This window comes from Nocardia sp. NPDC059229, from assembly GCF_042754165.1.
Classification (GTDB): domain Bacteria; phylum Actinomycetota; class Actinomycetes; order Mycobacteriales; family Mycobacteriaceae; genus Nocardia.
The window spans coordinates 367,225-391,517 of record NZ_JBHZAK010000004.1; the positions used below are offsets into that span (position 1 = coordinate 367,225).

Here is a 24,293-nt window from a genome sequence, read left to right on the forward strand (position 1 = left end):
AACCGACACCGATCCCCATGTCCATCTCCATATCTCGGCCGTGAGCGGTACCCGAGTCCGAATGATCGATGCCGACCGGTCGCGGCCGAGTCTGCTGGTCTCAGTAGGTGATAACGGCGCGGAAGCGTACGGCACCACTGGCTACGCGTTCGTAGGCGTCAGCGGCTCTTGCCAGTGGGAAGGTTTCGATCATCGGTGTCACCTTGCCGGTGGCGACGAAGTCGAGGGCTTGGGTGAGGTATTCGAAGCCGCTATGCGTCGCGCCGATGATCTGATTGCGATTGACCACGAAATTGACGCCGGTCTCCGGCCCGGGAATGACGAAGTCGGTGTCGTGGGGCAGGCCGATCAGCACCATCCGGCCCTCCGGGCGCAATCCGTGCAGGCTGTCCATGGCCGCGCGATTGGAGTTGCCGGTCATGAGGATGATGTCGGCGCCACCTACCGCCGCGAGTTCGCGGCCGTCCGAAACCACCTCGTCGGCACCCAGTTTCAGCGCAAGCGCGCGCTTGTCCGGTGAATGCGTGATCGCGATCGTCTCGAACCCGGCCGCCTTCGCGTACTGCACCGCCATGTGTCCGAGCCCGCCGATCCCCAGCACGGCGACCCGCTCGTGCGGCTGGGGGTTGCCAGCGCACAACGCGCTCCACGTGGTGTAACCCGCGCACGCCACCGGGGCCGCCAGCTCGAAAGACAAGCCCTCGGGCAACAGCACCGTCGCCGCCTCCGGCGCGGCGAGGTATTCGGCATGCCCACCCTGCACACTGAACCCGCTGGTTTTCGGTGCGGCACAACTCAATCCGGCCACCCCGCTCACCGACTTGTTGCGCCGACAGTACTCGCACCGACCGCACGTCTGCAGGATCCAGGTCGTCGCGACCCGGTCACCGACCACTCGCGAGTGCACCCCGTCGCCCACCGCGACGATCTCGCCGACCGTCTCGTGCCCGACCACCCCGGGCACACCCACCGGAATCACGCCGGTGGTAGACCAGATGTCGGTGTAGCAGATACCGCTGGCCCGTACCTGGATCAGCACCTCGCCCGGACCTGGCTCCGGCCTCGGCAATTCCCGCACTTCCCACATCGCATCGACCGCCGGGACGTAGGCGGCTCGCATCGTCGCATTCATTTCCGTCACGGTCATGGACAATGTCCGACGGCGCTGATACCGCACTGATACCGAGCTGACATCCGCTTGCGTGCGGCATCAGCGCCGGAAGTCACGAACTGCTGACATCCCCGGCCGCTATCAATTCGGCTACGCGGGAATGGGTTAGGAAGTGGAGATATGTAAGGGCAACTGTCCGAAGTGCTCGCCGATCGGGGGCTGCTCCAGGATGATTCCGCCATCGCGATCAGATGCTGGATCGCTCGAACAAGGCATCGACACCACCACCCCCGCGGGGCGGTTCCTGTTCCACGTCATCGCCGCGATGGACGAGATGCTCGCCGACCTCTTCAGCGAAGGCACCCTCGAAGACTCGAATCCGCCCGCGCCCGAGGACGAGTCGGCGGCCGCCCACCCGCGCTCACCCAGTTGCCGAATGATGCGAGGACGCTGGACTCATGAATGCAGGACCGGCGGCCCATCGGGCCGCCGGTCCTGGCGTTGTCGGAGAAGTAGACCGCTACCGGTTGTAGCTGTATTCCGCTGTCTTCCAGGCGGATTCGTTGTTGTGCGGACGGTTCCGCTTGGGCATGGTGCGGCTGGGCCACCAAGCACGGTCACCGAGGATCGCGGTGATGGCCGGGGTGAAGAACGTGGCCATGACGAAAGCGGCGATGGCGATGCCCACCGAGATCGCGAAGCCCATCTGGGAGAGGATCGTGTTGCCCGCCAGCATCATCGAGGCGAAGCTTCCGGCCAGGATTATGCCCGCTGCGGCGATGGTCGGACCGGTGTGGCGGACGCTCAGGGCGGCGGCCTGGTGCGGAGTGTTGCCTTCGCGGGATTCCTCGCGGAGGCGGGCCACCATGAGGATGTTGTAGTCGGTGCCGAGGGCGACGACGAACATGTACATGACCACCGGCAGGTTGAAGATCAGGCCGGAATTGTGCTGGAAGTGCTGGAAGACCAGCACCGCCGCGCCGAGGGTGGCGGCGAAGCCGAGACCCACCGAAGCCATCAGGTACCAGGGTGCGACGACGCTGCGCAGTAGCAGGGCGAGCACCGCGGCGATGAGGATGGCCGCCACTGGGAACACGATCTTGTAGTCGTGGTTCATCGCCGCCTGGAAGTCGACGTACACCGAGGTCATGCCGCCCACGTAGGCGATGCTGCCGACCGGGGCTGCGGCGTGTGCGGTGTCCCGCAGCGGCCCGCGGACGGTCGCCAGCGCGGCGTCGGATTCGGGTTCCGCACTGAGCGCCACCTGGTACTCGGCGACCTCACCACCGTTCGCTACCCGCGGCTCGCTGACGGTCCCGATACCTGGGGTGCCCGCCAGCGCGATCCGATACGCGCCCAGTTGCGCATCGGTGAGCGGCGCGTCGGAGCGCAGGTAGACCAGGGACGGCTGGGTCGCGCCAGCCGGCATGCCCTTCAGCAGTTCCTTTCCGTAGACCGAGGATTCGGCGGTGTCGGAGGTGGATCCGGAGCTCATGTCGAAGGTCGGGTGGAAGCCGAACGCCACCACGCCGAGGGCGATCAGCACCGCGCCGGATGCGACGGCAAACACGCCGGGCCGTTTGCCCAGCCCGCGGCCGAGCGCCGCGAACAGCACACCCTTCGGTTCCCGCTGCCAGGCCTTGGACGGCCAGAACACCTTGGCGCCCAGCTTGGACACGATGGCCGGCACCAGGGTCAGCCCCGCCAGCATGGTGATCGCGACGGCGATGGCCAGCGCCGGGCCGAGCGCCCGGAACATGCCGAGGGTGGACAGCGTCAGCGCCATGAAGGCGATGATCACCGCGCCCGCAGCGGAGGTGATGGCCTCGCCGACCCGGGTGACCGCGCTGATCATGGCGGTCTTGGAATCCTCACCGGCGCGCAGCCGCTCCCGGTAGCGGAACATCAGGAACAGGATGTAGTCGGTGCCGACACCGAACAGCACGACAGTCAGCAGCGAGTTGACCGAGCTGTCCACCTTCAGGTCGAAGGTCTTGGCCGCCAGGGCGATCAGCCCGCCGACTGTGCTGGAGATGGCGCCGATGGTGACGATCGGAAGCAGCGCGATGATCGGGCTCCGGAAGATGACCAGCAACAGCACCAGAATCAGCGCGACGGTGGCGATCCCGATGATGGCCATCCCCTTGTTGCCGGATTCGGTCTGGTCGAGGGTCTGCGCGGCGGTGCCGGTGATGCCGGCTTTCAGGCCGGTGCCGTCGACCTTGTGCTTCAACTCGTCTCGCAGTTTCTTCACGGCGTCGGTCTGCGTCTTGTCACTCGGATCAGTGACCTTGACCATCTGCACCGCGATGACCTGGATCAACCGATTCTGCGACGGCGACGTGGCCTGAATCCTGGTGACGCCCTTGATACCGATCCCGGACAGGTCGTTCGTGATATCGGCGATCGCAGTGGAGTCCTTCGCTGTGAGCGCGGCTCCGTCGCCGCGTTCCACCACGATCAGCGCTGCTGGCGTGGTGTCGTCTGGAAACGCCTGCTGCTGTAGTTCCATCGCCTCGATGGATTCGTAGTGCGAAGGCAGGAAGGCGGATTGGTCGGTGGTCGGAGAGAGTTTCGGTGCCAGTCCCACCACCGTGACGGCGGCGAGCACCCAGAGGATTATCACCTTCCACGGATGGTTGACGGCAATGCGCCCCATTAGAGCGAACATTGGGGTTTCCTTTCCTAATCGCCGGCCACGGTCGCCGTGGCAGCCCGGGCGCTGGAGTCGCTGGATTCCTTACGGGAATCACTGTCGTCAGCCGGGCTGATATCGACCTGACATACGCCTGACACGTCCCCTACACCTGATCGCGTTTCCGGCCGCATAACACGCAGTGCTGCTGGACGCGGGCGCCGGCGGAGACAAGTGCATCGGCTACCGGTTCACTCCCGCGCGCACAGCGGACCCGACCGGAATGAGCGGGTGTTCATCGAGGACCAGGACCTGGAAGTCGCCGAGCCGCTCGTAGCGCGTGGCGGCAGCGTGAGCTGGTACGCCACACCGAGGGTCAGCGGACCTAGCCCGGCCATCACATCGAGCAGCGCCGACAGGTCGCGGGGAGTGCGGGCCATCACATCGAGCAGCGATACAGCAACGCCCGCCCCGAATCCGCTTCGACCACAGTGTCCCCCTCGAAAACCGCTGGCCAGAACCGTTCCTATCCTTATCGAGCCCCGCCGAGGGCGCTGTCGACGGCACGTCAAGACAGGATTCAGCCGCCGTTGACAGGCGCCACAAGGATAGGAACAGCTATTCATTCGGAGTGGGGCCGCCCTGGCTGCTCGATCTGATACACACCCACGATGACCAGGCGTTTTCCGGTTGCCCATGTTTTACGTGTCCTGCCGGGGGCGCACAAGGGGTGACTGACCAGCGACAACGCTGGCAGTTACACCAATACCCGTACCGGGGAACCCGCAAACCGCACTGTAGCCCCAACCAACTCCCAACGAATTCACTCGGCACTGACCGCGTTGTGAAGCGCGGAGGCCGCCGCCGGATGCACCAGCCCGCAGGCCATGTACCGACGCCGGGTCATCGAGGGGTCGGCGGGCCCGAGGGCATCGGCTGCGACACGAGCGGACAAGCCGGCATCGTCCAAGATCGTCGCCACGGCACCGCGGAAGCTGTGCACAGTGATGTCATCTGGAATGCCGAGCGCTTCGCGAACCCGCTGCCATTGGACTTGGACGTTGTCCGGATCCCTCATCGTCCACCTCGCGGGAAACACCAGGTCGTACCTGGGCCACCGGTGTGGACGGCGAGACCACGGCTGACGCACGCCCGGCAACAGTAGACGAATCAGCCTGAGCGCGAAGCTACTTTGCGGCACGGGCCGGCTTCAAGATTCCGAGGCCAGGAGACTGGGCACTTTGACGGTGCTCGCGGGGGGATTCTTACCGACACCCCGGAACCCCGGTGCGGCGCAGCCGATAGAGGTGGACCATCCTGGCCGCCACCTTCAGTAGGGGCACGTCGTCGATGATTGTCCAACCTGGGAATGCGGCCGTAATGTCCGCCGGTGCGGCGCCGCGGGGCAGTGGGCCATGGCGGCCCAGTTCGAACGCGACCATGAGCAGGGTTGCGTCTGCGGCGGCGACGGTGTCTACCTGCCGGCCCATGGCGTGCCGTTCGGGGTCGGTGAGGCCGTGGAAGACACCGAAGTCCAGAATCAGCCGGTATCCCATGCCGACCTCGGCCGGGAGGGCGGTGATATCGCCCTCCAGGAAGCGGGCATCGACGCCGGCGGCGCGGGCGCGCCTGGTAGCGAGCCGGATCGCCTTCGGCACGATGTCGACCCCGGTGACCTGCCAGCCGCGGCGGGCCAGTTCCACGGCGTGCCCGCCGGTGCCGCAGCCGAGATCCAAGGCGGTCCCGGAGGGCGACTGTGCTCCTGCCTGCTCCTGGTCGAGCTCGGCGGCCAGTATGTGGGATACATCGCGCTGCCGGGCCGCTGCTTCCCATGGGCGAAATCCCAGCGCATGCGCTACCCGATACCTGAAAACGCCCATGCTCGGTCCTCCCACGTGGGTCATGATGGGCAACTCGGAACGGCGGTAGGCGCGGCATCGTCATCGGTGGGCCGCGATCGTGTGGAGGATATGGGATCGGGTGGGCGCTGATCGTCAGGTGTGCGGTCGCGGCGCGTTGTGACCACGTAGATGCGGACCGTCGATGATCCCGAAGAAGCATCGAGGCATCTTCAGCTTGGTGGTCAGCCCTCCGGATCGAAGACGAGAACGGACACATCGTCGATAGCCATCGCATCGAAGTCATCGACGAGCCATGACCCGGCAAATCTCAGAATGACGTTCACGCAGAATCGGGGCGCTTCGCGGGGTCATGACGTCGTGCCACCACGATTCGAGCTGACTCGGATCCGGCCAGCGCACCACCGGCACATCGTCATCGGAGCCGCTGGCAACGCCGAGGGGTCTGTGCACCACTACAGAGGGGGCCGACCCGCGCCAGAGTAGGCATTCAAGGTCAACGGCAGGCTACGTTCCAGCCAGGATCGCGTCGGCCAGGTCTGAAGCCGTTCAGGGGTAGTGGCGCATCCGGATAGCGGTCCGGACGCACTATGCGTCCGGACCACGTCAGCTACCGGCCGTCCCTACTTGGTGCTTCAGGCGCGTCCGCAGGCCCATCGGCGCAGGTAGCATGGGCTGCGCCCTCGCGTGTGATGTGCAGTTCGCACGATGTCGCTCTGCGGGGTGTCTGCTACAAGTTCGGTTCTTCCGGATCTTCCCCGACCACGTGGCCGCACGGCCTGGAAACAGGGAGGCATTCACATGAAGGCGATCGTGGTGACGGACCAGGCCGCCGGAACGGCCGGGATGACGTTGGTGGAGCGGCCCGATCCGGATGCGGCGAGGCTGGCTGGCCTCTCGGGCGCGAGCTACGGCGATGTCGTCGTTGAGGTTCATGCGTCGGGATTCACTGGGGATGAGTTGGAGTGGCCCTCGACCTGGATCGATCGGCTCGGCCGGGACCGGACGCCGTCGATCCCTGGGCACGAGCTGGCCGGAGTGGTCAGCGCTCTCGGCTACGGCACAACCGGCCTGTCGGTGGGGCAGCGGGTGTTCGGGCTCACCGACTGGACTCGCGACGGCACGCTGGCGGAGTACGTAGTCGTCGAGGCACGCAATCTCGCGCCGCTGCCGGGCGACATCGACTTCACGGTGGGCGCGGGCGTCGCGATGGCAGGCTTGACCGCCTGGCAGGGGCTGTTAGATCACGGCCGTCTTCAGGCGGGGCAGAGCGTCCTCGTGCACGGTGCTGCCGGCGTAGTCGGGTCGATGGCAACCCAGCTCGCGCGTGAGGCCGGCGCCTACGTCATCGGCACCGGGCGCGCGGCCAGTCGGCAGACCGCGCTCGACTTCGGGGCGCACGAGTTCGTCGACCTTCAGAACGACTCTCTGGACGACATCGGCGGAGTCGATCTGGTCTTCGATGTCCTCGGCGGAGACATCCAGAAGCGGTCCGCGGATCTCGTTCGAGCCGGAGGAACGCTGGTGACCGTCACCGGGCCGCCTGAGGCTCGACCCGCCCACGGACTGGCGATCGACTTCGTCGTCGTATCCGACCGTGCTCAGTTGGGCGAGATCGCCCAGCGGGTGCGGGACGGACGAGTGCGGACGAACATTGGCACAGTTGCGACCCTCGACGACGCCGTCGCCGCCTTCAACCCGCCCAAGCAACGCAAGGGGAAGACGGTCATCCGCGTTCGTCCGTGAGGAAGCGATAACCACCTACAGCCTTCTGTAAGGAGAATCGTCCGCGGGTGCCCCCTCGTTCGGAAAACGATCCGCCACGGGGTGCGGTCGGCCCCGGCTGGTGCGCCGGGGCCAACGGCAGATCGAGCGCGATTACAACCAGTCCTCGAGCTTCGGCCACATCACCCTGCGGGCGGCGGAGGCAGCGTCGGCAAGAAACCTGCCTACGAAGGCGCCGGCGGCCGCGGTGAAGAAGGTCCTGCGCGAGCCTTCCTTGGCGTGATCGGCCGACGATTGCGGAACGGGGACGTTCCCGCAGGGGTGGGGCTGCTGGTCCGACGGGGTGGTTACAGTCATTTCCTGCCTCGATGATCTGTCATGGGTATGCGGGTGTTGAGGTGGTTCTGCTGTCCCCGCCTGGTGACACAGGCGGGGACAGCGCACATACGCGGCGGGCCTCGCCGATCGACGCCCCGGTCCCGTAGGACGGGTCCATCGCCTTGCCAGGCAGTGAGCTGTGTGATCATGCGTATCTCCTTGTGTCCCTGGAGGTTCGGTGTTGAACGATCCAGCGGAACAAGGTTGGCAAGCGAGTTCGAGAATGTTGCACAATCTATCTCTCACGCCAGTAGAAGAAGTGAGAGATGTTGGTGCACAACGCGTTTCATGCGCCAGATCGCTTTGCGCAACGGGCTTCGGCGGCGATCTCGCGTGCTTCGATGGTGTTCCTGGCCCATTCGCCCAAACCGGTGGCTTCGGGGATTTCGAGCACGCGGCGAAAGTGCAGCCAGGCGATGCGCTTCTTGTAGCGCATCAGCTGGGAGCGGATGGTGGTCGGTTTGACGCCCACCCGCTTGGCGGCCTCGGTGAGGGTGGTGCCCTCGTAAATCACGAGTAGCGGGCCCGGCATCGAACCGGACCGCACTCTGCTGGTGTGGATGCCCTATCGGGGTCGATCGAACAAGCCGTGGTTGCAGCGCCAGCTTCCACGAGTCCGTATCAGCGAGGGTCCGAGCTCGGGTGTGTGGGAGGTCAGGACCGAGCATCTGTGGAAGCTGCTCCGGACGATGTCCGCGCGGTATGCCGAAGTTGATGTGCGCCTGCAGTTCTCGGACGTCTCGATATGCAACACCGCGTGCCAGTCGGCGAACCCGCGCACCGTCTACGACTGCGTGCGCTCGTGCAACGGCACCAACCACGGCGGGGTCGACCGCTGGAAGATCTGGACCCCCTCGGGCAAACACACCCTCGTGTCCTACGACAACGGCATCCGCGAGGTCCGCTTCGCCCTGCGGCCCGGCGATCTCCCCGACGCGATAGTCGAGCCCGGCGAGCATCACGAAGTTGCAGAACCGTCACCGCTTCTGGACCCCGCACCGGAATCGAATCCTGTTCCTGTACAACCGGTTCAAGCATCGGATCTCCCGCGACCGAGCCCCCCGCCAGCCGCCCCGGCCTACTCGGTGCGTAGGCCTCCGGAGACGGCTAGGGCTGATGCGCTGCCGGTTTCGGTGGGCGCGGTCCCGCTGGCCGTGTTCGTGGTGCTGGCGTTCGTTTTCAGCCTGTGGTTCCTGGTCGGCGCGGTCGTCTTCGGCGTAATCACCCTCGTGGCGCTCGGCGCCGACTGAGCTGCGGTCGCCCTGCCCGTACCCAGGTGTGGCTGTGTACAGGCAGGTGTTGGCGGGTGCTGCCCGTCTCGGCTCATACCAGGGTGTTTCGACCTCGCGTATGGGTTCCGTAGTGGATTTCGTACACGTCGTTGTCGATGCGGACGGAGTCCTGTTTGATCTTTTCGCGCCAGCGCTCTGGACCCGAGCACGGCCCTCGCGACCGAAACAGCTGTAGTAGGGGTGGTGGTGCGTCTGCCCGGAATTCGGCGCTACGATCCAAATGTGCTGTAGGACAGTGTGATTCGAGTCGACCGGAACATTTGCCCGGGATTCGGGTGTGAGGCGCTGTCGGTGAGGGTGTCGGGACCTGCTGGCAGAGTGGGCGGCGAGGTGGCAGCGGCTGATTCGAGGGAGGTCTGCGCGGCGTGGGAAGACGGGTTCTGGTGACCGGCTCGCGGTCGTGGGAGGACCGGCGCATCATTCGGGATGCGTTGGCCGAGGTGTGGGATCCGGATGCCGTTCTCGTATCGGGGGCGTGTACGACCGGTGCCGACGCGCTGTGTGAGGCGTGCTGGGCTCATTGGGGTGGGCAGGTTGAACGGCATCCGGCGGATTGGAAGCAGTTCGGTCGGCGCGCGGGCTTTCAGCGGAACGCAGAGCTGGTGCGGTTGGGCGCCGATGTGTGCCTGGCCTTCATTCACGACGGTTCGGCCGGTGCCAGCCATACTGCCGATTTGGCGCAACGAGCCGGCATCCCGACGCGCATCTTCCGGTCCGGGATCGTGCCCGAGGGTGTTGGGCGCTGACGGTGGCGGCGGGTCCACTCGATAGATACGAGGTCACAGATCTGTCAATCGGCGGATCCGTGACCCGACTGAACTTCCGAACATTGTTGCCGCGGAATGTAACTGGCTCATCAGCTGGCCTAGAACCGCGACCCGACGATCGGTTCGTTTACGCAACAACTCACGAGATGGGGATGCTAGGTTCCAACGAATGTTCTTCACGACAAGGCTTATTGGGGGGATCGGCCTTGCCGCGGCCGCCGCGCTCGCGGTTAGCGGCTGTACGTCGCCGACGTCGGCCACGACCTCCTCACCGATCCCCACCCCAACGACGACGGACCCCGCGACCAACCGGATGTACGACAATGTCGGTATCGGGCCCTATCGCAGCCGCGGAACCGTGCAGGTTGGTGAAGGACCGCGCAGCGTGGCTGTCGACCCAGGCCTGCGGCAGGCATACGTCGTCAGCCAAAACTCCACGGCTCCCTACCCCGTCACCGTTTCGGTCATCGACACCCGTACGCAGGCAGTCACGGCCACCATCGCAGTGGACGACATACATGTTCTGAAGCCCCAGTCGATCACCGTCGACCCGGCGACGCACCTGGTGTACCTCATCGGTCAGGGGCCGGCTGGCATGCTGTCGGTGATAGACCCGATGATCAATTCTGTGACCGCCCGCATCCCGACCGAGGGCACCCACGACTACGCTGCCATCACAATCGATTCCGATCGTCACACCGTCTACGTGGCCAACCACTACTTCCGGACGGTCTTGGCGATCGACATCCGCAGCCAGACGGTCGTGGCCACCATCCCGGTCGATGCTGAGCCCGAAACGCTGGCTGTCGATCCCAGCAATCACCAAGTGTGGGTCGCGGGCAATGGCAGCGCTTCGGTCATCGACCCCGGCACCTTTGTGGTGAGTGCCACGATCCCGCTCAGCGCAGAGCCGCACGGCATCGTCGTCGACCCCGAGACACACACGGCCTACATCACCAAATTCAACGTGAGCTCGATAATGACCGTCGACACCGCAACCCATGCGGTGGGCAACATCTCGTTGCAACACGAAGCCGGCTACGCGGTGGCGATCGATCCCGCCGTACACACTCTTTATTTCACTACTTCGGCCTTCGGCAGCGTCACGATGATCGACACCAGGACGCGCACCGTCACCGCCTCCCGCCTCGCCGCGAAGTCATCTCCCTTCGGTGGCCGTTGTACCTGGGGGATCGCGGCGGACCCCACAACCCACGAGGTCTATGTGACGTACGGCGAATCCTCCAGCACCATCGAAATCCTCGCAACCTCATAGCCGATCCGGGGGCCGCGCGCACTCCCGGGTGCTGCGCGGCAGCCTGGAGTTCGTGAACCTCGTCCGACCTGCGATCGAGGTGATCTGACGGGACCCGTGATTCGGTCCAGCACCTGAATCCTGGGGTCAGGTCACCGGCGGCTGAAGAATCAGCAATAGAGCACCGTAGACCGGCAGGCCCGGTCCCGGCGGATTCCGGCATCATCTTGCGGTAGTGCGGTACGGGACCTGCGGAAATGCTCGAGCTGCTGGATTATCTGCGGTGTCGGCGTGGCCGCCGGATCCCGGGCATCTGCACCACTATCCCCGGGTTCCACAGTCACGAGTTTCCGTGGAGCCCACCGCCTCTGCATTGTTCGGGGCGATCGGCCGAGTGAGCACTCCGCACAGGACCAGATCGAGCAGGCGGTCGACGGACGCGTCGCCGGCCGACCGGTCGCCGGTCCATGCGATGGCCGTCGCCATGCGGACCAGGTCGTCGACAGCAACCCCCGCCCGCGCGTACCCGGCCCGCTGCGCCTTCGACAACAGGCGCTCCGCAGCGACCATGGCCGCTTCACAGTGCGGCGCCAGCGGATTCCCTGGGGTCTCGAGCGCGCGCACGATCTCCTCCGACAGCCCGCGGACCCGACGAATGTGGGACACCAGCGCGACCAGCCACTGCCGCAGCACGTCCTCGAGATCGGTTTCGGCACACAGGGATTCCGCCAGCGCAGTCACCTCACCCAGGCTCTCGCCCACCACCGCGGCAATGAGGTCCTCCCGCTTCGGGAAATGCCGGTACAGCGTGGCCGCGCCGACCCCGGCGCTGCGCGCGATCTCGTTGAACGACACCGCAACACCCTCGGTAGCGAAGGTGGCGCGCGCGGCCTCGAGCACGCGCGCCCGGCTGCGCCTGGCATCGGCCCGCACACCGCCCGGCGGGGGCGAGTCAGCATCGCTCACGAACTACTCCTTGCTAAAACGGAATGCCATTCCATATATTCGGAACGGTATTCCAAATCATAGATCACCGAGGTTGACCGTGACTCTTCCACCGAACATGCCGCGCACCGGACTCTGGGTGAACGGCCTCGATCTACAACCACCCACGATGGTCGCCGAACTGGCCGCCGAACTCGAGGCGACGGGACTGGGCGCGATCTGGCTCAGCGAGGGGCTCGCGCACGACCCGTTCGTCACCGCCGCCGGGCTGCTCGCCGCGACCCGGTCGCTGGTGGTGGGTACCGGGATCGCGGTGATCTACGGCAGGCATCCCCATTGGATGCGCGCCTCGGCGCGGGCGGTGCTCGACGCGCACCCCGGCCGGTTCCTCTTCGGTCTCGGGACGTCGAATCCCCTTGTGGTGGAGGGAGTCCTCGGGCTGGAGTACCGCAAACCACTGGCCGCGCTGGGCGAATACCTCGACGAGCTCGACCAGCCCGACGCCCTGCGGGGTCGGCTCGGGCTACCCGACCCCGGCCCGCTGCCCCGCGTGCTGGCCGCACTCGGCCCGCGCGCCCTGCGATTGGCCGCGGACCGCGCCGACGGTGCGATCACCTATCTCGTTCCGCCCGAACACACTTCGCAGGCTCGCGCCATTCTCGGTCCGGAGCGCGCACTCGTGGTCGAGCAGGCTGTCGTGGTCGGAAGCGACGACGACAACGCCCGCACCCGCGCCCGGGCGCATGTCGGTGCGTACCTGTCCAATCCCGGATACCGTGACAGCTGGCGCCGGCTCGGATTCACCGACGCCGATCTCGCCGGAACCGGCAGCGATCGGCTTCTCGACGCCCTGGTCGCCGTCGGCCAGGACGAAGTAGACCGACGGGTCGCGGCCCACCTCGCCGCCGGCGCCGACCACGTCTGTCTGCAGGCTCTACCCGCCGAGCCGTTCACCATCCCGGTGGAGCAGTGGAAGCTACTGGCCTCCATGGAGATCGGCCGCTGACCGCCGGCCCGTTCACGTCGCGTCCTAGCGCCCGGCCGAGTCCGCCATGCCCACAGCATGCGCATCGGCGCCCCCGCAACGGCCCCGAAATCCCCTGCGCCGATACCGATCCGGTCCTCGCGACCGTCGGCTTCCGCCTGAGCTGGTTCGATGGCCGCGATGCGGCGAGCCCCCGGGTTGGCCCAGGTTGACGAGAGGCCCGGCGCCACGCAGGATCGATCGTGAGATGGACGATTCATGCTGGTAGGGCTATTGGGTCCGGTGGTGGTGGAGGCCGCGGACGGGACGAGGACGTCGGTCGGGGGGCCGCGGGTGCGGGCACTGCTGGGGTTGCTGGCGCTCGAAGCCGGGCGAGTGGTGCCGGTCGCGCGACTGGTGGACGGGGTGTGGGGGGAGAACCCGCCGGCGGGGACCGGGAATGCGTTGCAGACCTTGGCGAGTCGGTTGCGCGCAGCGGCGCCGGGTGCAGTGCGGAGTGACGGGGGCGGGTATGTGCTCGAACTGGCGCCCGAGGATGTCGATGTGCATCGATTCACGCGTGAGGTCGCGGCGGGGCGGGCATTGCTCGCGGCCGGGGAGGCCGAACGAGCCATCGCGTGCTTCGATACCGCGCTCGCGTTGTGGCGCGGGGAGCCGTTGATCGATATAGGGGAATCGGAGGTATTGCGCTCCGCGGCACTGCGATTGACCGAACAGCGGCTCGAAGCGGTCGAACTGCGAGCGGACGCCCTTCGAGCCCAGGGCCGAGGCGGCGAGGTATTGCGTGAACTCCGCACGGAAGTAGCGGCACATCCGTTCCGGGAGACACTGGCCGCACGACTCGTGCGGGCGCTGGCGGCAGCGGGACGAACATCCGAGGCGATACAACAGTTTCAACAGACCGAGGCCCTGTTACTGGACGAGCTCGGCACGACACCCGCCGAGGTGCTGCGCAAGGCCCTGGCCGACATTCACACGAACGCACCCCCTGATCCCGCAGTCGACGGACCTGCCATCGAGACGACGCCCGAATCGGGTCGAACGGGAGTTACGGCAGCATCCCGGACCAGCGAGACATCGAAGGTGTCCGCTCCGCTGCTGCCCAGGCGGCACACCAGCTTCGTCGGACGCGGACGCGACGTGGAAGGAGTGCGGCTGGCATTGCGCGAGGCCCGACTGGTGACGTTGTCGGGTATCGGGGGCGTGGGAAAGACCCGGTTGGCCGCCGAGACGGTCGGGGCGCACGCCATGGACTGGGCGGACGGTTACGCTTTCGTCGAACTGGCCGCACTCGAGCGGGAACGGACCGCCCGACCGGCGGTGAACGCGGTCGGAGTGGCGATAGCAAACGCGCTCGCTCAGTTCGAGCGACCCGACGAACTGTCCACGGAGTGGGCCGAAGTACTGGAGCGGACGCTGTCCGGTCGCCGAATGCTGTTGGTACTCGACAACTGCGAGCATGTCGTGGAGGCGACCGCGCGCCTGATCGACGATCTGTTGCAGCGGCTGCCCCTGCTGCGGGTGCTCACCACGAGCCGGGAGCCGATCGGTGTGGACGGCGAGCGACTGTATCCGGTCCGGACCTTGGACCTACCCGAAGGCGACGCGGGCATCGTGGCGGTCACCGCGTCGCCCGCGGTCCGGCTGTTCATCGACCGCGCCACCGCGGCACTTCCGGATTTCGTACTGTCCGAGAGTAATTCCGCGGATATCCGCGCCATCGTGTGCAGCCTGGACGGCATGCCGCTGGCCATCGAACTGGCCGCCGCCCGCCTGCGGGGCCTGCCGCTGCCGGACCTCGCCGAGCGGCTCACCGATCGCTTCCGGCTGCTCACCAACAGTACTCGCCACGCGGTCCCGCGCCATCGCACCTTGTACGCGGCCGTCGCCTGGAGCTGGGGACTGCTCACCGATGCGGAAGCCGCAGCAGCCCGGCGGTTTTCGATTTTCGCGGGCGGCGCGACCTTGGACGCCATCATCCGGGTGTGCGGTCCGGACGCCATCGACACGGTCACTTCACTGGTGACGAAGTCGTTGGTGGACTTCGATGGCCGGCGCTATCGAATGGCCGAGACCATCCGAGCCTATGCGACAGCGGAATTGACCGCCGCCGGCGACGCCGACGAGGTCGCCCGCATCCACGCCGACTGCTTCCTGGAATTCACCGACACCGCCGCCCACGGATTACGCACTGCCGCACAACCCGATTGGCTCGCGCGCCTGATCACCGAACACGGCAATTGCGAAACCGCGCTGCGCTGGGCGCTGGACGTCGGCGACGGTGAGCGTGCGGTTCGCCTGTACGCGAATCTCGTCTGGTATTGGCTGCTGCGCGGGTTGCACGGCGACATCTCCGAACGCCGCCGCGAGGTCCTCGCCCTGCTCGGCGACACACCGCCGCCGGGGTGCACCGGGGCCTATCTGGCCTGCCGGTACGCCGAGGAGCTGCCGGCGTACTTCACCAACATCTGGTGGGGCCAAATCCGGGAGAACACGGGGCAATTCGAGCGGCTGACCCGCGCGGCCCTCACCGAGGATCGGCCCCCGCACCCGATGTTCGTGCTCATTCTGGCGCTGCGTGACCTGCTCGGCGACGACGACAGCCTGTTGACCGCGTGCACCACCTCCGACGATCCATGGCTACGCGGAAATGCGCTGATAGCACAAGGTTTCGATGAACTCGGCGGCGACCATCCGGCCCGCGCCCTGCCCACCCTGGAAGCGGCGCTGACCTGTCTGAGCGCGCACGGTGACCCCCGGTCGCACAGCCGCGCCCTGGTCTCCCTGGCCAGCTACCGGACTCGCATGCTCGGCCTGGACAGCGCCCGCCCGCTGATCGCGAGCGCGCTGGAACTGCTCAGCCCCGACCTGGGCGCCGGTGAGCGCATGGGCGTGCTGCTCTTCGCGGCGGAGATGCACCTGGTCGGCGGCGATACCGACTGCGCGGCAACCTATATCGAGCGGGCCGAGGCCCTGATCACCCCGCATATCATTCCCGCGCCCGGGCGCTTCCTGGCGGCGACGCAGGCGCACCTGGCGCACCTGCGCGGCGACAACGACCGCGCGATGGAACTGTTCCGGCGGATGTCCGAGCGTCCGCTCCCCGCCGCCCCGCCACCCGCCGGACGCCACGACACCGTTCGCTTCGTGAACCTGGTCTTCGTGAGCACCGCGCACGCGGCGACCCTGGTCGCGGCGGGCCGGCCGGACGACGCGCTGCGAGAGCTGGCCATGCCCCGCGATCTGGCCGCCCAGACCTCGGCGGCGCTGCTGGCCGAGGTCGGTATCGGTTACGCCCTGGTTGCTCTGGCGACGGGCGCCCCGGGGCGCGCGGCCCGCATTCTCGGCGCCACCGACCGGATCAACCGGAGGGCCGGGGTGATCCGCATCGGCCCGTTCCGGCGGCGGGCGCTCGACCAGGCGGAAGCGGCGCTCGGGCCCGTGCGCCTGGGCGCGGAATTCCTCGCGGGCGCTCGGCTTTCGGACGAGGCGGTGCTCGAACTGCTTCGTACCGTTCGCTGACAACGACCGTCAGCGAACGGTACGGGCAGCACTGGATGCTCGGGACTCGTATCCCACCGATCCAGGAGTGCTCATGTCCGTCCCCCCGAACACGGAATCAACTGTTTCCGTACGTGGTTCCCGCCGGCTCGGCGAACGTCTCGGCACGGCCGGCGCCGTCCTGGGCGCCGGGTTCATCATGTCCGTCGGCGGCGGCTATCTGCTCGCCCCGCAGCGAATGGCCTCGGGGTTCGGCTTCACCGAGTGGCCGCACGTTGAGGCCGACGGCTTCCTGAACGTCAAAGGCGTCCGCGATGTGGTCACCGGCCTGATTCCGCTCGCCCTGCTCGCGGCCGGGCAGCGCCGCGCCGTCGGCGTCACCGTGCTCAGCCTCGCCCTCATCCCGACCGGCGACATGCTCACCATCCTGGTGCGCCGCGGCTCCACCGCCACCGCCCTGAAGGTGCACGGCTTCACCGCCGCCCTGGTGGCCGCCAGCGGCGCGCTGCTGCTGCGCCGTGAAAGCCGGTGAGCGCCCGATGAACCCGATGAAGACGCTGGTCAATACCGCTCACATATACATGATCATCGGCCTGATCTCCGGGTTCTACTACCGCGAGATCACCAAGGCCGAACATTTCACCGGGCAGACGGAGCTCGGTGTCGTGCACACCCACGTGCTGGCGCTGGGCATGCTGTTCTTCCTCATCGTGCTGCCCCTGGAGAAGCAGCTCACGCTCAGCGCCCGGAAAGGCCTGTACGCCTGGTTCTTCTGGCTGTACAACATCGGCCTGGCCATCACCGTCGCGGTCATGACGCTGCACGGCACCCTCACCGTGCTGGGCAGCAGCAGCAATGAGGCGATCGCGCTCTGCGCGGGTCTGGGCCACATCCTGCTGACCGCCGGGCTGATCGTCTTCTTCATCACCCTCGGCAAATCCATCGACGACAGCCGAACACCGCGCACCGCAGCGGTATTCGCCGAACAGGAGGCATCGTGATCACCGGCCGGGACGGCGCGCTGTGGGCGCGGGACGCGGTCTCGCTCGCGGCGCTGATCGCCGAGGGCGCGGTCACCGCGGCCCAGGTCGTCGAGGCGCATCTCGAACGCATCGAGCAGGTCGATTCCGAAATCGGTGCGCTCACAACGGTATTCGCCGATACCGCGCGTGCGGAGGCGGCCGCAGCCGACCGCCGGGCGCCAACGGGGCCGCTGCACGGGGTTCCGGTCACCATCAAGAACAACCTCGATGTCGCGGGCAGCCCGACCACCTGGGGCGTGGCGGCCTTCGGACAGGCCGTCGCGGCAGCGGACGCACCCGCGGTGTCCGCACTGCGGCGAGCCGGGGCGATCGTCATCGGGCGAACGAACATGCCGGACTTCGCCACTCGCTGGCACACCGACAACGACGAGGCGGGCCCGACGGTGAATCCGTGGAACCCGACTCGCAGCCCGGGCGGTTCCAGCGGCGGTGACGCCGCCGCGGTAGCCGCCGGCATGACACCCCTCGGCCTGGGCACGGACTTCGGCGGTTCACTGCGCGTACCCGCCGCGTTCTGCGGAGTAGCCTCCCTGCGCACCACGCCCGGCCGGGTGGCGGTGGCCTCGAGCCTGCCCGGGGCCGCACCCGCACCGACCAACCAATTGTTCGCGGCACCAGGGCCGTTGGCGCGCACCGTGCGTGATCTGACGACCGCCTTCGAGGTCCTCAGTGACAGCGCTGACCTGCGCGATCCCGGATGGATTCCAGTGCGTGACGCGACCGATACCGCCCTGCCCGCGATCGCCGTCACCCTCGGTGACGATATCGATCCGCAGGTGCGGGCCGCGCTGCTCGGCTGCGCCGACGCCCTCGAACGCGCGGGATATCCAGTGGCCGAACTGGATCCGCCGCAATTGCGCGAGGTGGCGGCGGACTACGGCCGATTGGTCTCCACCGAGGTGGTGGTTCAGCGCCGCGAAGCCATGCGGCGAGTCGGCAGCGCCGGACTGAACACCTTCGTGGACGCGGCGATCGACCTGTTCCCGCCGCTGGATCTGGCAGGCTACATGACCGCGCTGGGTGAGCGCCTCACCCGCCGCGCGGCCTGGTCCCGCTTCCTCGCGGAGCATCCGATCGTGCTCGGCCCGGTCTCGGACGAACTGCCCTGGCCGGTCGGCTACGACCTCGGCGGCACCGCACAGGTCGCGACCATGTATGCGGCGCACCGCCTCACGATCGCCGCCAACTACCTGGCCCTGCCCGCGGTCACGGTCCCCGCGGGCGTCTCGGCCGAGGGTCTTCCCATCGGGGTCCAGTTGATCACCGGCCCATTCGCCGAGCGCCGCGCGCTGACCGCCGCCGCTCATATCGAAGCGGCCTTTCCGATGCCCACACCCATCTCCCCGGCGACCGACCCGGCCACTCGGACCCCCGCCCGGGGCCAGGCTCCGTCCAGTGGCTCGGGCACGACGCGGTGAACATTTTTTAGCGAAGGGAATCCAGATGTCACACAACACATTGCGATCCGCCGTGCGAGGACGGGTACTGCTGCCGGGTGACGAAGAGTTCGATACGGCACGGACTCCGTGGAATCTGAATATCGACCAGCCGGTCGCGGCCGTCGTGCACGTCGAAGACGCGGAGGATATGGCCGCCGTGGTCGGCTACGCGCGCGACGCGGGCCTGTCGGTGACCGCTCAGCCCAACGGCCACGGCGCTTCCGGTAATACCGCCGGCACCATCCTGGTGCGCACGCGCCGGCTCGATCGGATCGAGGTGGATCCGGCGCGGCGACGTGCCCGCGTCGGCGCGGGAACCAATTGGGGCCAGCTGCAGGCGGCGGCCGCCCCGCACGGCTTGACCGGGCTGGCCGGAAGCTCCCCGGTGGTCAGCGTTGTCGGCTATACCCTCGGTGGCGGATTGTCGTGGTTCGGCCGCAAGTACGGTTGGGCGGCCGACAGCGTCCGGGCCTTCGACATCATCGATGCCGATGGTCGTCCAGCCCGGGTCACCGCGGAGTCCGACCCGGAGCTGTTCTGGGCATTGCGGGGCGGCGGCGGGGATTTCGCGCTGGTGACGGCGGTGGAGTTCGATCTGTTCGCGGCTCCGGCCTTGTTCGGTGGCCTGATCGCCTGGCCGGCCGAGCAGACCGAGGCGGTCCGTGATGCCTTCCAGGACATCACCGATCACGCACCGGCCGAGCTCACGGTCTGGCTCAATCGGCTGGAGCTACCGCAGGCCCCGCCGGTAATCGCGATCGCCGCCGCCTACCTGGGCGAACCGGCACGTGGACGAGACCTGCTGCGACGGCTGGACACGATCGACGGCGTTCTCGCGGACACGCGCCGGGAATTGTCCCCGGCCGAGTTGGGCGCCATCGTCAACGAGCCCACCGCCCCGGGCCCCGGACTGGTGCGAGCCGAGCTGCTGACCGCACTGGACGAGACCGCCGCCGAGATCCTGCTGCACGAGCCGATCGATCCGATGATGGGCATCCAGGTCCGGCAGCTGGGAGGTGCGCTCGCCGAGCCCACCCGAGGCGCGGTTCCGCCGTTCACGGAGCCCTACGCACTGTCTCTGCAGGCCATCGGCTCGGACCCCGACACGGTTGCCGCGGTACACGCCACGCAGAAGCGCATCCTCGCCGATCTGGGCGCGCGGGTCAGCGGCCGCAAACCGTATACCGTCCTGTCCGCCGGCGACAGTGTCGCAGAGGTTTTCGACACCGGCACCTTGGACCGGCTGCGAAAGCTCAAGCAGGCCCGCGACCCACACGGCGTATTCCGCGCCAACTTCCCGATTCCCCACTGAACCTTCGGTTTCGAGCCCCTCGGGCACCTCCGCGAAGCACTGCCCCGCCGACCGTGATCGGCGGGGCAGTGCGCTGCACAGGTCGAATTCGGCTTCGACCACTGGCAGACCAGCAAGAAGATGCTGGTCGGTACGTTCCCAGCTATAGGGCCCCGCCGGGGGCGCATCCATGGGGTGACTGACCAGCTACAACGCTGGCAGTTAGCCACGAGCGAGTAGTGTCCAGAGCAGGGTAAGTCGATGGCATGACGGTCTAGGAGGTCCGTATGTCGATAGCTTTTCCGAATGAGTCGCGGGAGTATCGCGAGGCGCGTGAGGCGTTGCTTCAGCGGGAGGCCGATCTCCAGCAGCTGATGGAGTCCGTTGCGGCGCAACGGAAATCACTTCCGCCTGGCGGCGAGGTCCCCGAAGATTATGTGTTCGATCGAATCGGCGACGACGGCGCCGCAACGACAGTGCGTATGTCCGAGCTGTTCGGCGATAACGACACACTGATGCTTTATCACTACATGTTCCCGCGTCACCCGGGAGATGTTCGGCCCAGACCGACAAGCGGGATCTTCTCGGAACTGCCCACAGACGAAGGACCGTGCCCGTCGTGCACCGCGCTGATCGACATGTGGGACAGTACAACGCCCCACTTCGACGGTTTGGGTGGCAATTTGGCGATCGTTGCCAAGGCCCCCATCGAGCGAGTAGCGGCGTTCGCACACGACAGGGGGTGGCGACACACCCGGGTGCTGTCGGCGGCGAACTCGAATTTTCGGAGTGACTACGGCGGCGACAGCGCTGCCGGCCACCCTGTACCGCTGCTGACCGTCTTCAAGCGCTCGCCCGACGGCACGATACGGCTGCACTGGGCAAGCGAGCTCATGTTCGTACCACCGGATGATCCGTGGCAGAACCCAGAGCATCCCGACACGGTGGAGCCGCTCTGGACACTGTTCGATCTGGCCACATCGCCCCGGTTCCGCCAATGGCGAGTTCGACACCTACCCGCGAACTGGTGACGTCACGGTTCCTCACCCGGTTCATGGCGGATTTCACCATCTTCATCGACCGCATCCAGGGGCGTCGGAGTGGAAGAGGAGTTGCCAGTATTCGCTGCGGATCGCGTCCCAGAGGTCGGCGAATTTGGTGAAACGTTCACGGGCCCAGCACAGGTCGTGGCAGGTGTTGTCGTCGAAGGCGGCGGTGTCGGGGGGTCGGGCGGCATTTGTGACGGTGAGGGCCAGGATTTCGACGCTGCTGCCGATCATGCGCCATGCGGCCTGTTTTCCGCCGACGGAGGTGTAGCGGGTCCGTTGTGTGCGATGTGCGGGTGTTGCTGACATGTATCGCGATCCGGGGTGGGGGTGAACGGTGCTGTTGACTGTCCTCCTCCGGCACCGGTGCGATCAATCGGGGAGGAGTCCAACAGAACGTCCGGGGTTGCCGCATCGGGTTGGAGATTCCTACAGGGTTCAGACGAACCACTGTGAACATCGAGATTCCAGAAACGCTCCTCCACCTGCGGGGAATTTATAGGACTAAACTAAGAGAAAAGTTCGTTCGTTTCTTGGAGCTCGACATGGGCATACGCGAATGCGTTGGCTCGGTTCTGGCCACCACCGCGATTGCCTTGGTACCGAACATCGTTGCGCCCGGCGCGGCCGCTGCCGCCGCTCCGCTACCGGAGGCGACTTTCGAGCAGATGGTTGCCCGTGAAGCCTGGTTCGTGGTGTCCGGGCAGGATCCCGCACAGTCGGCGCCCGGCGTGAATGTGCCGTGCACACCGTCGGCGGCCCATCCGCGGCCGGTGGTGCTCGTGCACGGCTTTCCCGCCAATCAGTACAACGGGTTCGCGCATCTAGGGCCGAAGCTGGCGAATACCGGGTACTGCGTGTACTCCCTGAATTACGGCGGGACCAACGCATTCGACGGCGGCATCGACGGGGTGTCGGTGTCCGTGCCGCAGGTATCCGCCTTCGTCGACCGCGTGCGGGCCGAGACCGGCGCCGCCAAGGTCGACCTGGTCGGGCATTCCGGTGGCGCGTTCGTTTCGCTCTACCTCGCGAAGACCGACCCGGCAGCGGCTGACCGGATCGGCGCGGTCGTCGTCCTGGCACCACCCACGAACGGAATCACCAGCGGACTTATCGGCGGCGCAACGCAACTCGGGCTACGCGGGCTGGTCGCGGGCGTATGCGGGATCTGTGAGGACGTCTCCCCTGGCTCGGCGGCGATGACCCGGCTGCACGACGGCCCGATCGCCCGGACCGGCATTCGCTACACCACCATCGTGTCGGCGCACGACGCCATGGTGTCCCCGCCCGCCGCCGCGGCCATTGCCGAGGATGGCGTCAGCGACCTCGTCGTCCAGGACCAGTGCCCGGACGACCCGGTCGGGCACAGCGGTTTGGCGTACGACCCGAGCGTGGACGCGATGATTCTGAACGCGCTGGATCCGGGGCGGCCGGTGCCGGTGCAGTGCGGGAGCGGGCCGCAGTTCTGACCTGCCGATCCTGGACCTGGAGGTCACCGCAATACAGCGGTGAGGAACTCGAGCTGGTCGGTCACCGCCTGCTGCTGCCACGGGCTCTGATAGATGTCGAAATGGTCGACGGGGTACTCGCGAATACGCGCCCGCGGACCGGCTTTCGCAGCGACGCGCAGGGCCGCGCTCGGTGGCGCGACACTGTCGTTCGTGCCGACCTGCACCAGGATCGGACAGGGCACGCACCCGGCGAACGTGGTGGGCCGGTTCAGGCCGACTGCCAGGGCGGCTCGAGCGCACACCTCGTTACGCCAGGTCGGTCCCGCGACCGGGATGACAGCCTCCACCGCGCCGGGGCTGGTCATGATGGCCGGCGATCCGGGCGGGCCGACGATCGGCACGTAGTGCAGCGGTCGCTTGGCGATCCTCCGGGCGAGGTCACGCAACCCGTGCCCGGCCGCGCGTGCGAGGTAGCCGGCACCGGCGCGGCGCATGACATGCGCCAGGGTGGCGAGTCCGTCCATCGCGGGGGTGATCGCCACGATCGCCGTGATCCGCCGGTCCTGGGCGGCCACCGCGACGGCATGGCCGCCGGAGTAGGAGGTCCCCCAGAGCACAATGCGTTCGGGGTCGACGCCGGGCAACTGCCGAGCGACGGCGATGGCCGCGTGGTAGTCCTCGCGCTGCTGTCGGTACGAAACACGCTGTCGTGGAGTGCCTTCGGAGTCTCCGAAGCCACGGTAGTCGAAGACCAGGACGTCGTACCCGGCCGCGGCGAATGGTTCGGCATCCCGTTCTGACCGCGGAGTGCGGCGAGCCGTGCAACGGCGGCATGAGACCGTCTCGGGTCGTCGGACTTCCGCCGATGACCCGAGACGGTGGTGAAACACTGTGTGGCACAGTGCGATCAGCATTTGGTCAGAATCCGCTCACGCCCTTGGCGAAGGCGGTGGTGCCCATCACCATGAACACCACGGCGATCACCGTGTGATTGTTCGCCTGTAGCCAGTTCTTCAAGCGGGCGAGTGCGCCGCGCAGCTGATTCGCCGCGACGGCGTAGCCACCCACGGGAACGACCACCGATGCCGCGCCCAGGAAAACGAATACGGCGATTGCCGCGGCAGTGCCGGCCGGGTTCAGCGCCGAGGTGCCGATTGTGACGCCCGCCGTGATGCACAGGAGCAGGTTCTTCGGATTCAGTACGGAGAGCAGCAGGCCGAAGCCGGCCGCCTTGGCGACTCCGAGTTCGTCGATGGCCTTCATCCAGCCCGGTATCGAATCGTCCTTGCGGCTGCCCCACTGACGGAAGGCGATGAACACCAGCAGCAGGCCCATGGCGATCTTGATCGCAGAGGCCGCGGCGGAGGGCCGGCCCGCCGAACTCATCAGCCCGGATGCTGCCGCGGCTGTCACGAGCCCCGTGACCGTCAGGATGCCCGTCACCCAGCCGAGCGCGAAGCCCGCGCTCGCCCGGCCGGCGTTGGTGGAGAGCAGCATGAGGATGGCCGCCACCACCGGAATGGGTGACAGCGCAACGCCTATGGCCAGTGGCAGCAGGTCTCCGATCACA

General features: G+C 67.1%; 22 protein-coding genes and 1 pseudogene. 12 read left to right on the top strand and 11 right to left on the bottom strand.

Going from position 1 to position 24,293, the window contains the following annotated elements; translation table 11 throughout:
- Positions 1-100 precede the first annotated feature (100 nt).
- The 5 genes and pseudogenes from ACFXHE_RS12985 to ACFXHE_RS13005 form a co-directional block, all read right to left on the bottom strand.
- Positions 101-1,132 carry an alcohol dehydrogenase catalytic domain-containing protein gene (locus ACFXHE_RS12985; RefSeq protein ID WP_379382654.1) on the bottom strand — a complete coding sequence of 344 codons (1,032 nt, stop codon included), beginning with the start codon at positions 1,130-1,132 and terminating at the stop codon, positions 101-103.
- Between the two features lie 499 nt (positions 1,133-1,631).
- Entirely contained in the window at positions 1,632-3,782 is a 2,151-nt protein-coding gene (locus tag ACFXHE_RS12990; protein WP_379382656.1) for an MMPL family transporter, read from the bottom strand.
- Between the two features lie 215 nt (positions 3,783-3,997).
- Positions 3,998-4,186 carry a hypothetical protein gene (locus ACFXHE_RS12995; protein WP_379382658.1) on the bottom strand — a complete coding sequence of 63 codons (189 nt, stop codon included), beginning with the start codon at positions 4,184-4,186 and terminating at the stop codon, positions 3,998-4,000.
- A 383-nt stretch (positions 4,187-4,569) separates the two neighbouring features.
- Positions 4,570-4,851 (bottom strand): annotated as a pseudogene (locus tag ACFXHE_RS13000) (tyrosine-type recombinase/integrase); the annotation flags it as partial.
- Between the two features lie 160 nt (positions 4,852-5,011).
- The gene (locus tag ACFXHE_RS13005; protein ID WP_379382660.1) at positions 5,012-5,626 is read right to left on the bottom strand and encodes a class I SAM-dependent methyltransferase; all 615 of its coding nucleotides are present in this window, start codon (positions 5,624-5,626) and stop codon (positions 5,012-5,014) included.
- A gap of 780 nt (positions 5,627-6,406) precedes the next feature.
- On the opposite strand from ACFXHE_RS13005, the gene ACFXHE_RS13010 reads away from it, so the two are divergent.
- Positions 6,407-7,351: an NADP-dependent oxidoreductase gene (locus ACFXHE_RS13010; RefSeq protein ID WP_379382661.1), complete on the top strand. Its 945-nt coding sequence runs from the start codon at positions 6,407-6,409 to the stop codon at positions 7,349-7,351.
- A 132-nt stretch (positions 7,352-7,483) separates the two neighbouring features.
- Here the strand turns inward: ACFXHE_RS13010 and ACFXHE_RS13015 are convergent, their stop codons facing one another.
- Both ACFXHE_RS13015 and ACFXHE_RS13020 read right to left on the bottom strand, forming a co-directional pair.
- Positions 7,484-7,687: a hypothetical protein gene (locus ACFXHE_RS13015; protein WP_379382663.1), complete on the bottom strand. Its 204-nt coding sequence runs from the start codon at positions 7,685-7,687 to the stop codon at positions 7,484-7,486.
- A 307-nt stretch (positions 7,688-7,994) separates the two neighbouring features.
- Complete coding sequence (locus ACFXHE_RS13020; RefSeq protein WP_379382665.1) at positions 7,995-8,240, bottom strand: hypothetical protein; 246 nt, start codon at positions 8,238-8,240, stop codon at positions 7,995-7,997.
- Between the two features lie 157 nt (positions 8,241-8,397).
- Between ACFXHE_RS13020 and ACFXHE_RS13025 the strand changes: the two genes are divergently transcribed.
- The 3 genes from ACFXHE_RS13025 to ACFXHE_RS13035 all read left to right on the top strand — a co-directional run bounded on the left by ACFXHE_RS13025 (position 8,398) and on the right by ACFXHE_RS13035 (position 11,043).
- Positions 8,398-8,958 carry a hypothetical protein gene (locus ACFXHE_RS13025; RefSeq protein WP_379382667.1) on the top strand — a complete coding sequence of 187 codons (561 nt, stop codon included), beginning with the start codon at positions 8,398-8,400 and terminating at the stop codon, positions 8,956-8,958.
- A 425-nt stretch (positions 8,959-9,383) separates the two neighbouring features.
- On the top strand, positions 9,384-9,746 hold the full coding sequence (locus ACFXHE_RS13030) for an SLOG family protein (protein WP_379382853.1): 363 nt from the start codon (positions 9,384-9,386) through the stop codon (positions 9,744-9,746).
- Between the two features lie 190 nt (positions 9,747-9,936).
- Positions 9,937-11,043: a YncE family protein gene (locus ACFXHE_RS13035; protein ID WP_379382669.1), complete on the top strand. Its 1,107-nt coding sequence runs from the start codon at positions 9,937-9,939 to the stop codon at positions 11,041-11,043.
- Positions 11,044-11,343: 300 nt separating this feature from the next.
- Here ACFXHE_RS13035 and ACFXHE_RS13040 read toward each other — a convergent pair whose 3' ends face one another.
- Positions 11,344-11,988, bottom strand: coding sequence for a TetR/AcrR family transcriptional regulator (locus tag ACFXHE_RS13040; protein WP_379382671.1), 645 nt, complete (start codon positions 11,986-11,988; stop codon positions 11,344-11,346).
- Between the two features lie 79 nt (positions 11,989-12,067).
- On the opposite strand from ACFXHE_RS13040, the gene ACFXHE_RS13045 reads away from it, so the two are divergent.
- The 7 genes from ACFXHE_RS13045 (at position 12,068) to ACFXHE_RS13075 (ending at position 21,257) form a co-directional block, all read left to right on the top strand.
- Positions 12,068-12,973 (top strand): TIGR03620 family F420-dependent LLM class oxidoreductase, encoded by a 906-nt coding sequence (locus ACFXHE_RS13045; protein WP_379382672.1) that lies wholly within the window; start codon positions 12,068-12,070, stop codon positions 12,971-12,973.
- 237 nt (positions 12,974-13,210) lie between these two features.
- Positions 13,211-16,474 carry a BTAD domain-containing putative transcriptional regulator gene (locus ACFXHE_RS13050; RefSeq protein WP_379382674.1) on the top strand — a complete coding sequence of 1,088 codons (3,264 nt, stop codon included), beginning with the start codon at positions 13,211-13,213 and terminating at the stop codon, positions 16,472-16,474.
- 73 nt (positions 16,475-16,547) lie between these two features.
- Positions 16,548-16,985: a DUF4267 domain-containing protein gene (locus ACFXHE_RS13055; protein ID WP_379382676.1), complete on the top strand. Its 438-nt coding sequence runs from the start codon at positions 16,548-16,550 to the stop codon at positions 16,983-16,985.
- Between the two features lie 7 nt (positions 16,986-16,992).
- Positions 16,993-17,454, top strand: coding sequence for a DUF2871 domain-containing protein (locus ACFXHE_RS13060; protein WP_379382678.1), 462 nt, complete (start codon positions 16,993-16,995; stop codon positions 17,452-17,454).
- Positions 17,451-18,914: an amidase family protein gene (locus ACFXHE_RS13065; protein ID WP_379382679.1), complete on the top strand. Its 1,464-nt coding sequence runs from the start codon at positions 17,451-17,453 to the stop codon at positions 18,912-18,914. The genes ACFXHE_RS13060 and ACFXHE_RS13065 overlap by 4 nt, the downstream gene beginning before the upstream one ends.
- 25 nt (positions 18,915-18,939) lie before the next feature.
- Positions 18,940-20,247: an FAD-binding oxidoreductase gene (locus ACFXHE_RS13070; protein WP_379382681.1), complete on the top strand. Its 1,308-nt coding sequence runs from the start codon at positions 18,940-18,942 to the stop codon at positions 20,245-20,247.
- Between the two features lie 266 nt (positions 20,248-20,513).
- Positions 20,514-21,257 (top strand): DUF899 family protein, encoded by a 744-nt coding sequence (locus tag ACFXHE_RS13075; protein ID WP_379382683.1) that lies wholly within the window; start codon positions 20,514-20,516, stop codon positions 21,255-21,257.
- Between the two features lie 42 nt (positions 21,258-21,299).
- Here the strand turns inward: ACFXHE_RS13075 and ACFXHE_RS13080 are convergent, their stop codons facing one another.
- Complete coding sequence (locus ACFXHE_RS13080) at positions 21,300-21,581, bottom strand: hypothetical protein (RefSeq protein WP_379382685.1); 282 nt, start codon at positions 21,579-21,581, stop codon at positions 21,300-21,302.
- A 143-nt stretch (positions 21,582-21,724) separates the two neighbouring features.
- Between ACFXHE_RS13080 and ACFXHE_RS13085 the strand changes: the two genes are divergently transcribed.
- Positions 21,725-22,741: an esterase/lipase family protein gene (locus ACFXHE_RS13085; RefSeq protein ID WP_379382687.1), complete on the top strand. Its 1,017-nt coding sequence runs from the start codon at positions 21,725-21,727 to the stop codon at positions 22,739-22,741.
- A 23-nt stretch (positions 22,742-22,764) separates the two neighbouring features.
- Here ACFXHE_RS13085 and ACFXHE_RS13090 read toward each other — a convergent pair whose 3' ends face one another.
- Together ACFXHE_RS13090 and ACFXHE_RS13095 are read right to left on the bottom strand one after the other, a co-directional pair.
- Positions 22,765-23,637, bottom strand: coding sequence for an alpha/beta hydrolase (locus tag ACFXHE_RS13090; RefSeq protein WP_379382689.1), 873 nt, complete (start codon positions 23,635-23,637; stop codon positions 22,765-22,767).
- A gap of 4 nt (positions 23,638-23,641) precedes the next feature.
- Positions 23,642-24,292, bottom strand: a complete 651-nt coding sequence (locus ACFXHE_RS13095; protein ID WP_379382691.1) for a GAP family protein — start codon at positions 24,290-24,292, stop codon at positions 23,642-23,644.
- Position 24,293: the final 1 nt, after the last annotated feature.

Coding starts and splice junctions, on each gene's coding strand:
- ACFXHE_RS13005 (WP_379382660.1), bottom strand. CDS start 5,626: ATGGGCGTTTTCAGGTATCGGGTAGCGCATGCGCTGGGATTTCGCCCA.
- ACFXHE_RS13090 (WP_379382689.1), bottom strand. CDS start 23,637: ATGCTGATCGCACTGTGCCACACAGTGTTTCACCACCGTCTCGGGTCA.
- ACFXHE_RS12990 (WP_379382656.1), bottom strand. CDS start 3,782: ATGTTCGCTCTAATGGGGCGCATTGCCGTCAACCATCCGTGGAAGGTG.
- ACFXHE_RS12985 (WP_379382654.1), bottom strand. CDS start 1,132: ATGAATGCGACGATGCGAGCCGCCTACGTCCCGGCGGTCGATGCGATG.
- ACFXHE_RS13070 (WP_379382681.1), top strand. CDS start 18,940: ATGTCACACAACACATTGCGATCCGCCGTGCGAGGACGGGTACTGCTG.
- ACFXHE_RS13055 (WP_379382676.1), top strand. CDS start 16,548: ATGTCCGTCCCCCCGAACACGGAATCAACTGTTTCCGTACGTGGTTCC.
- ACFXHE_RS13025 (WP_379382667.1), top strand. CDS start 8,398: ATGTCCGCGCGGTATGCCGAAGTTGATGTGCGCCTGCAGTTCTCGGAC.
- ACFXHE_RS13080 (WP_379382685.1), bottom strand. CDS start 21,581: ATGTCAGCAACACCCGCACATCGCACACAACGGACCCGCTACACCTCC.
- ACFXHE_RS13015 (WP_379382663.1), bottom strand. CDS start 7,687: ATGACTGTAACCACCCCGTCGGACCAGCAGCCCCACCCCTGCGGGAAC.
- ACFXHE_RS13035 (WP_379382669.1), top strand. CDS start 9,937: ATGTTCTTCACGACAAGGCTTATTGGGGGGATCGGCCTTGCCGCGGCC.
- ACFXHE_RS13060 (WP_379382678.1), top strand. CDS start 16,993: ATGAACCCGATGAAGACGCTGGTCAATACCGCTCACATATACATGATC.
- ACFXHE_RS13020 (WP_379382665.1), bottom strand. CDS start 8,240: ATGCCGGGCCCGCTACTCGTGATTTACGAGGGCACCACCCTCACCGAG.
- ACFXHE_RS13075 (WP_379382683.1), top strand. CDS start 20,514: ATGTCGATAGCTTTTCCGAATGAGTCGCGGGAGTATCGCGAGGCGCGT.
- ACFXHE_RS13010 (WP_379382661.1), top strand. CDS start 6,407: ATGAAGGCGATCGTGGTGACGGACCAGGCCGCCGGAACGGCCGGGATG.
- ACFXHE_RS13050 (WP_379382674.1), top strand. CDS start 13,211: ATGCTGGTAGGGCTATTGGGTCCGGTGGTGGTGGAGGCCGCGGACGGG.
- ACFXHE_RS12995 (WP_379382658.1), bottom strand. CDS start 4,186: ATGGCCCGCACTCCCCGCGACCTGTCGGCGCTGCTCGATGTGATGGCC.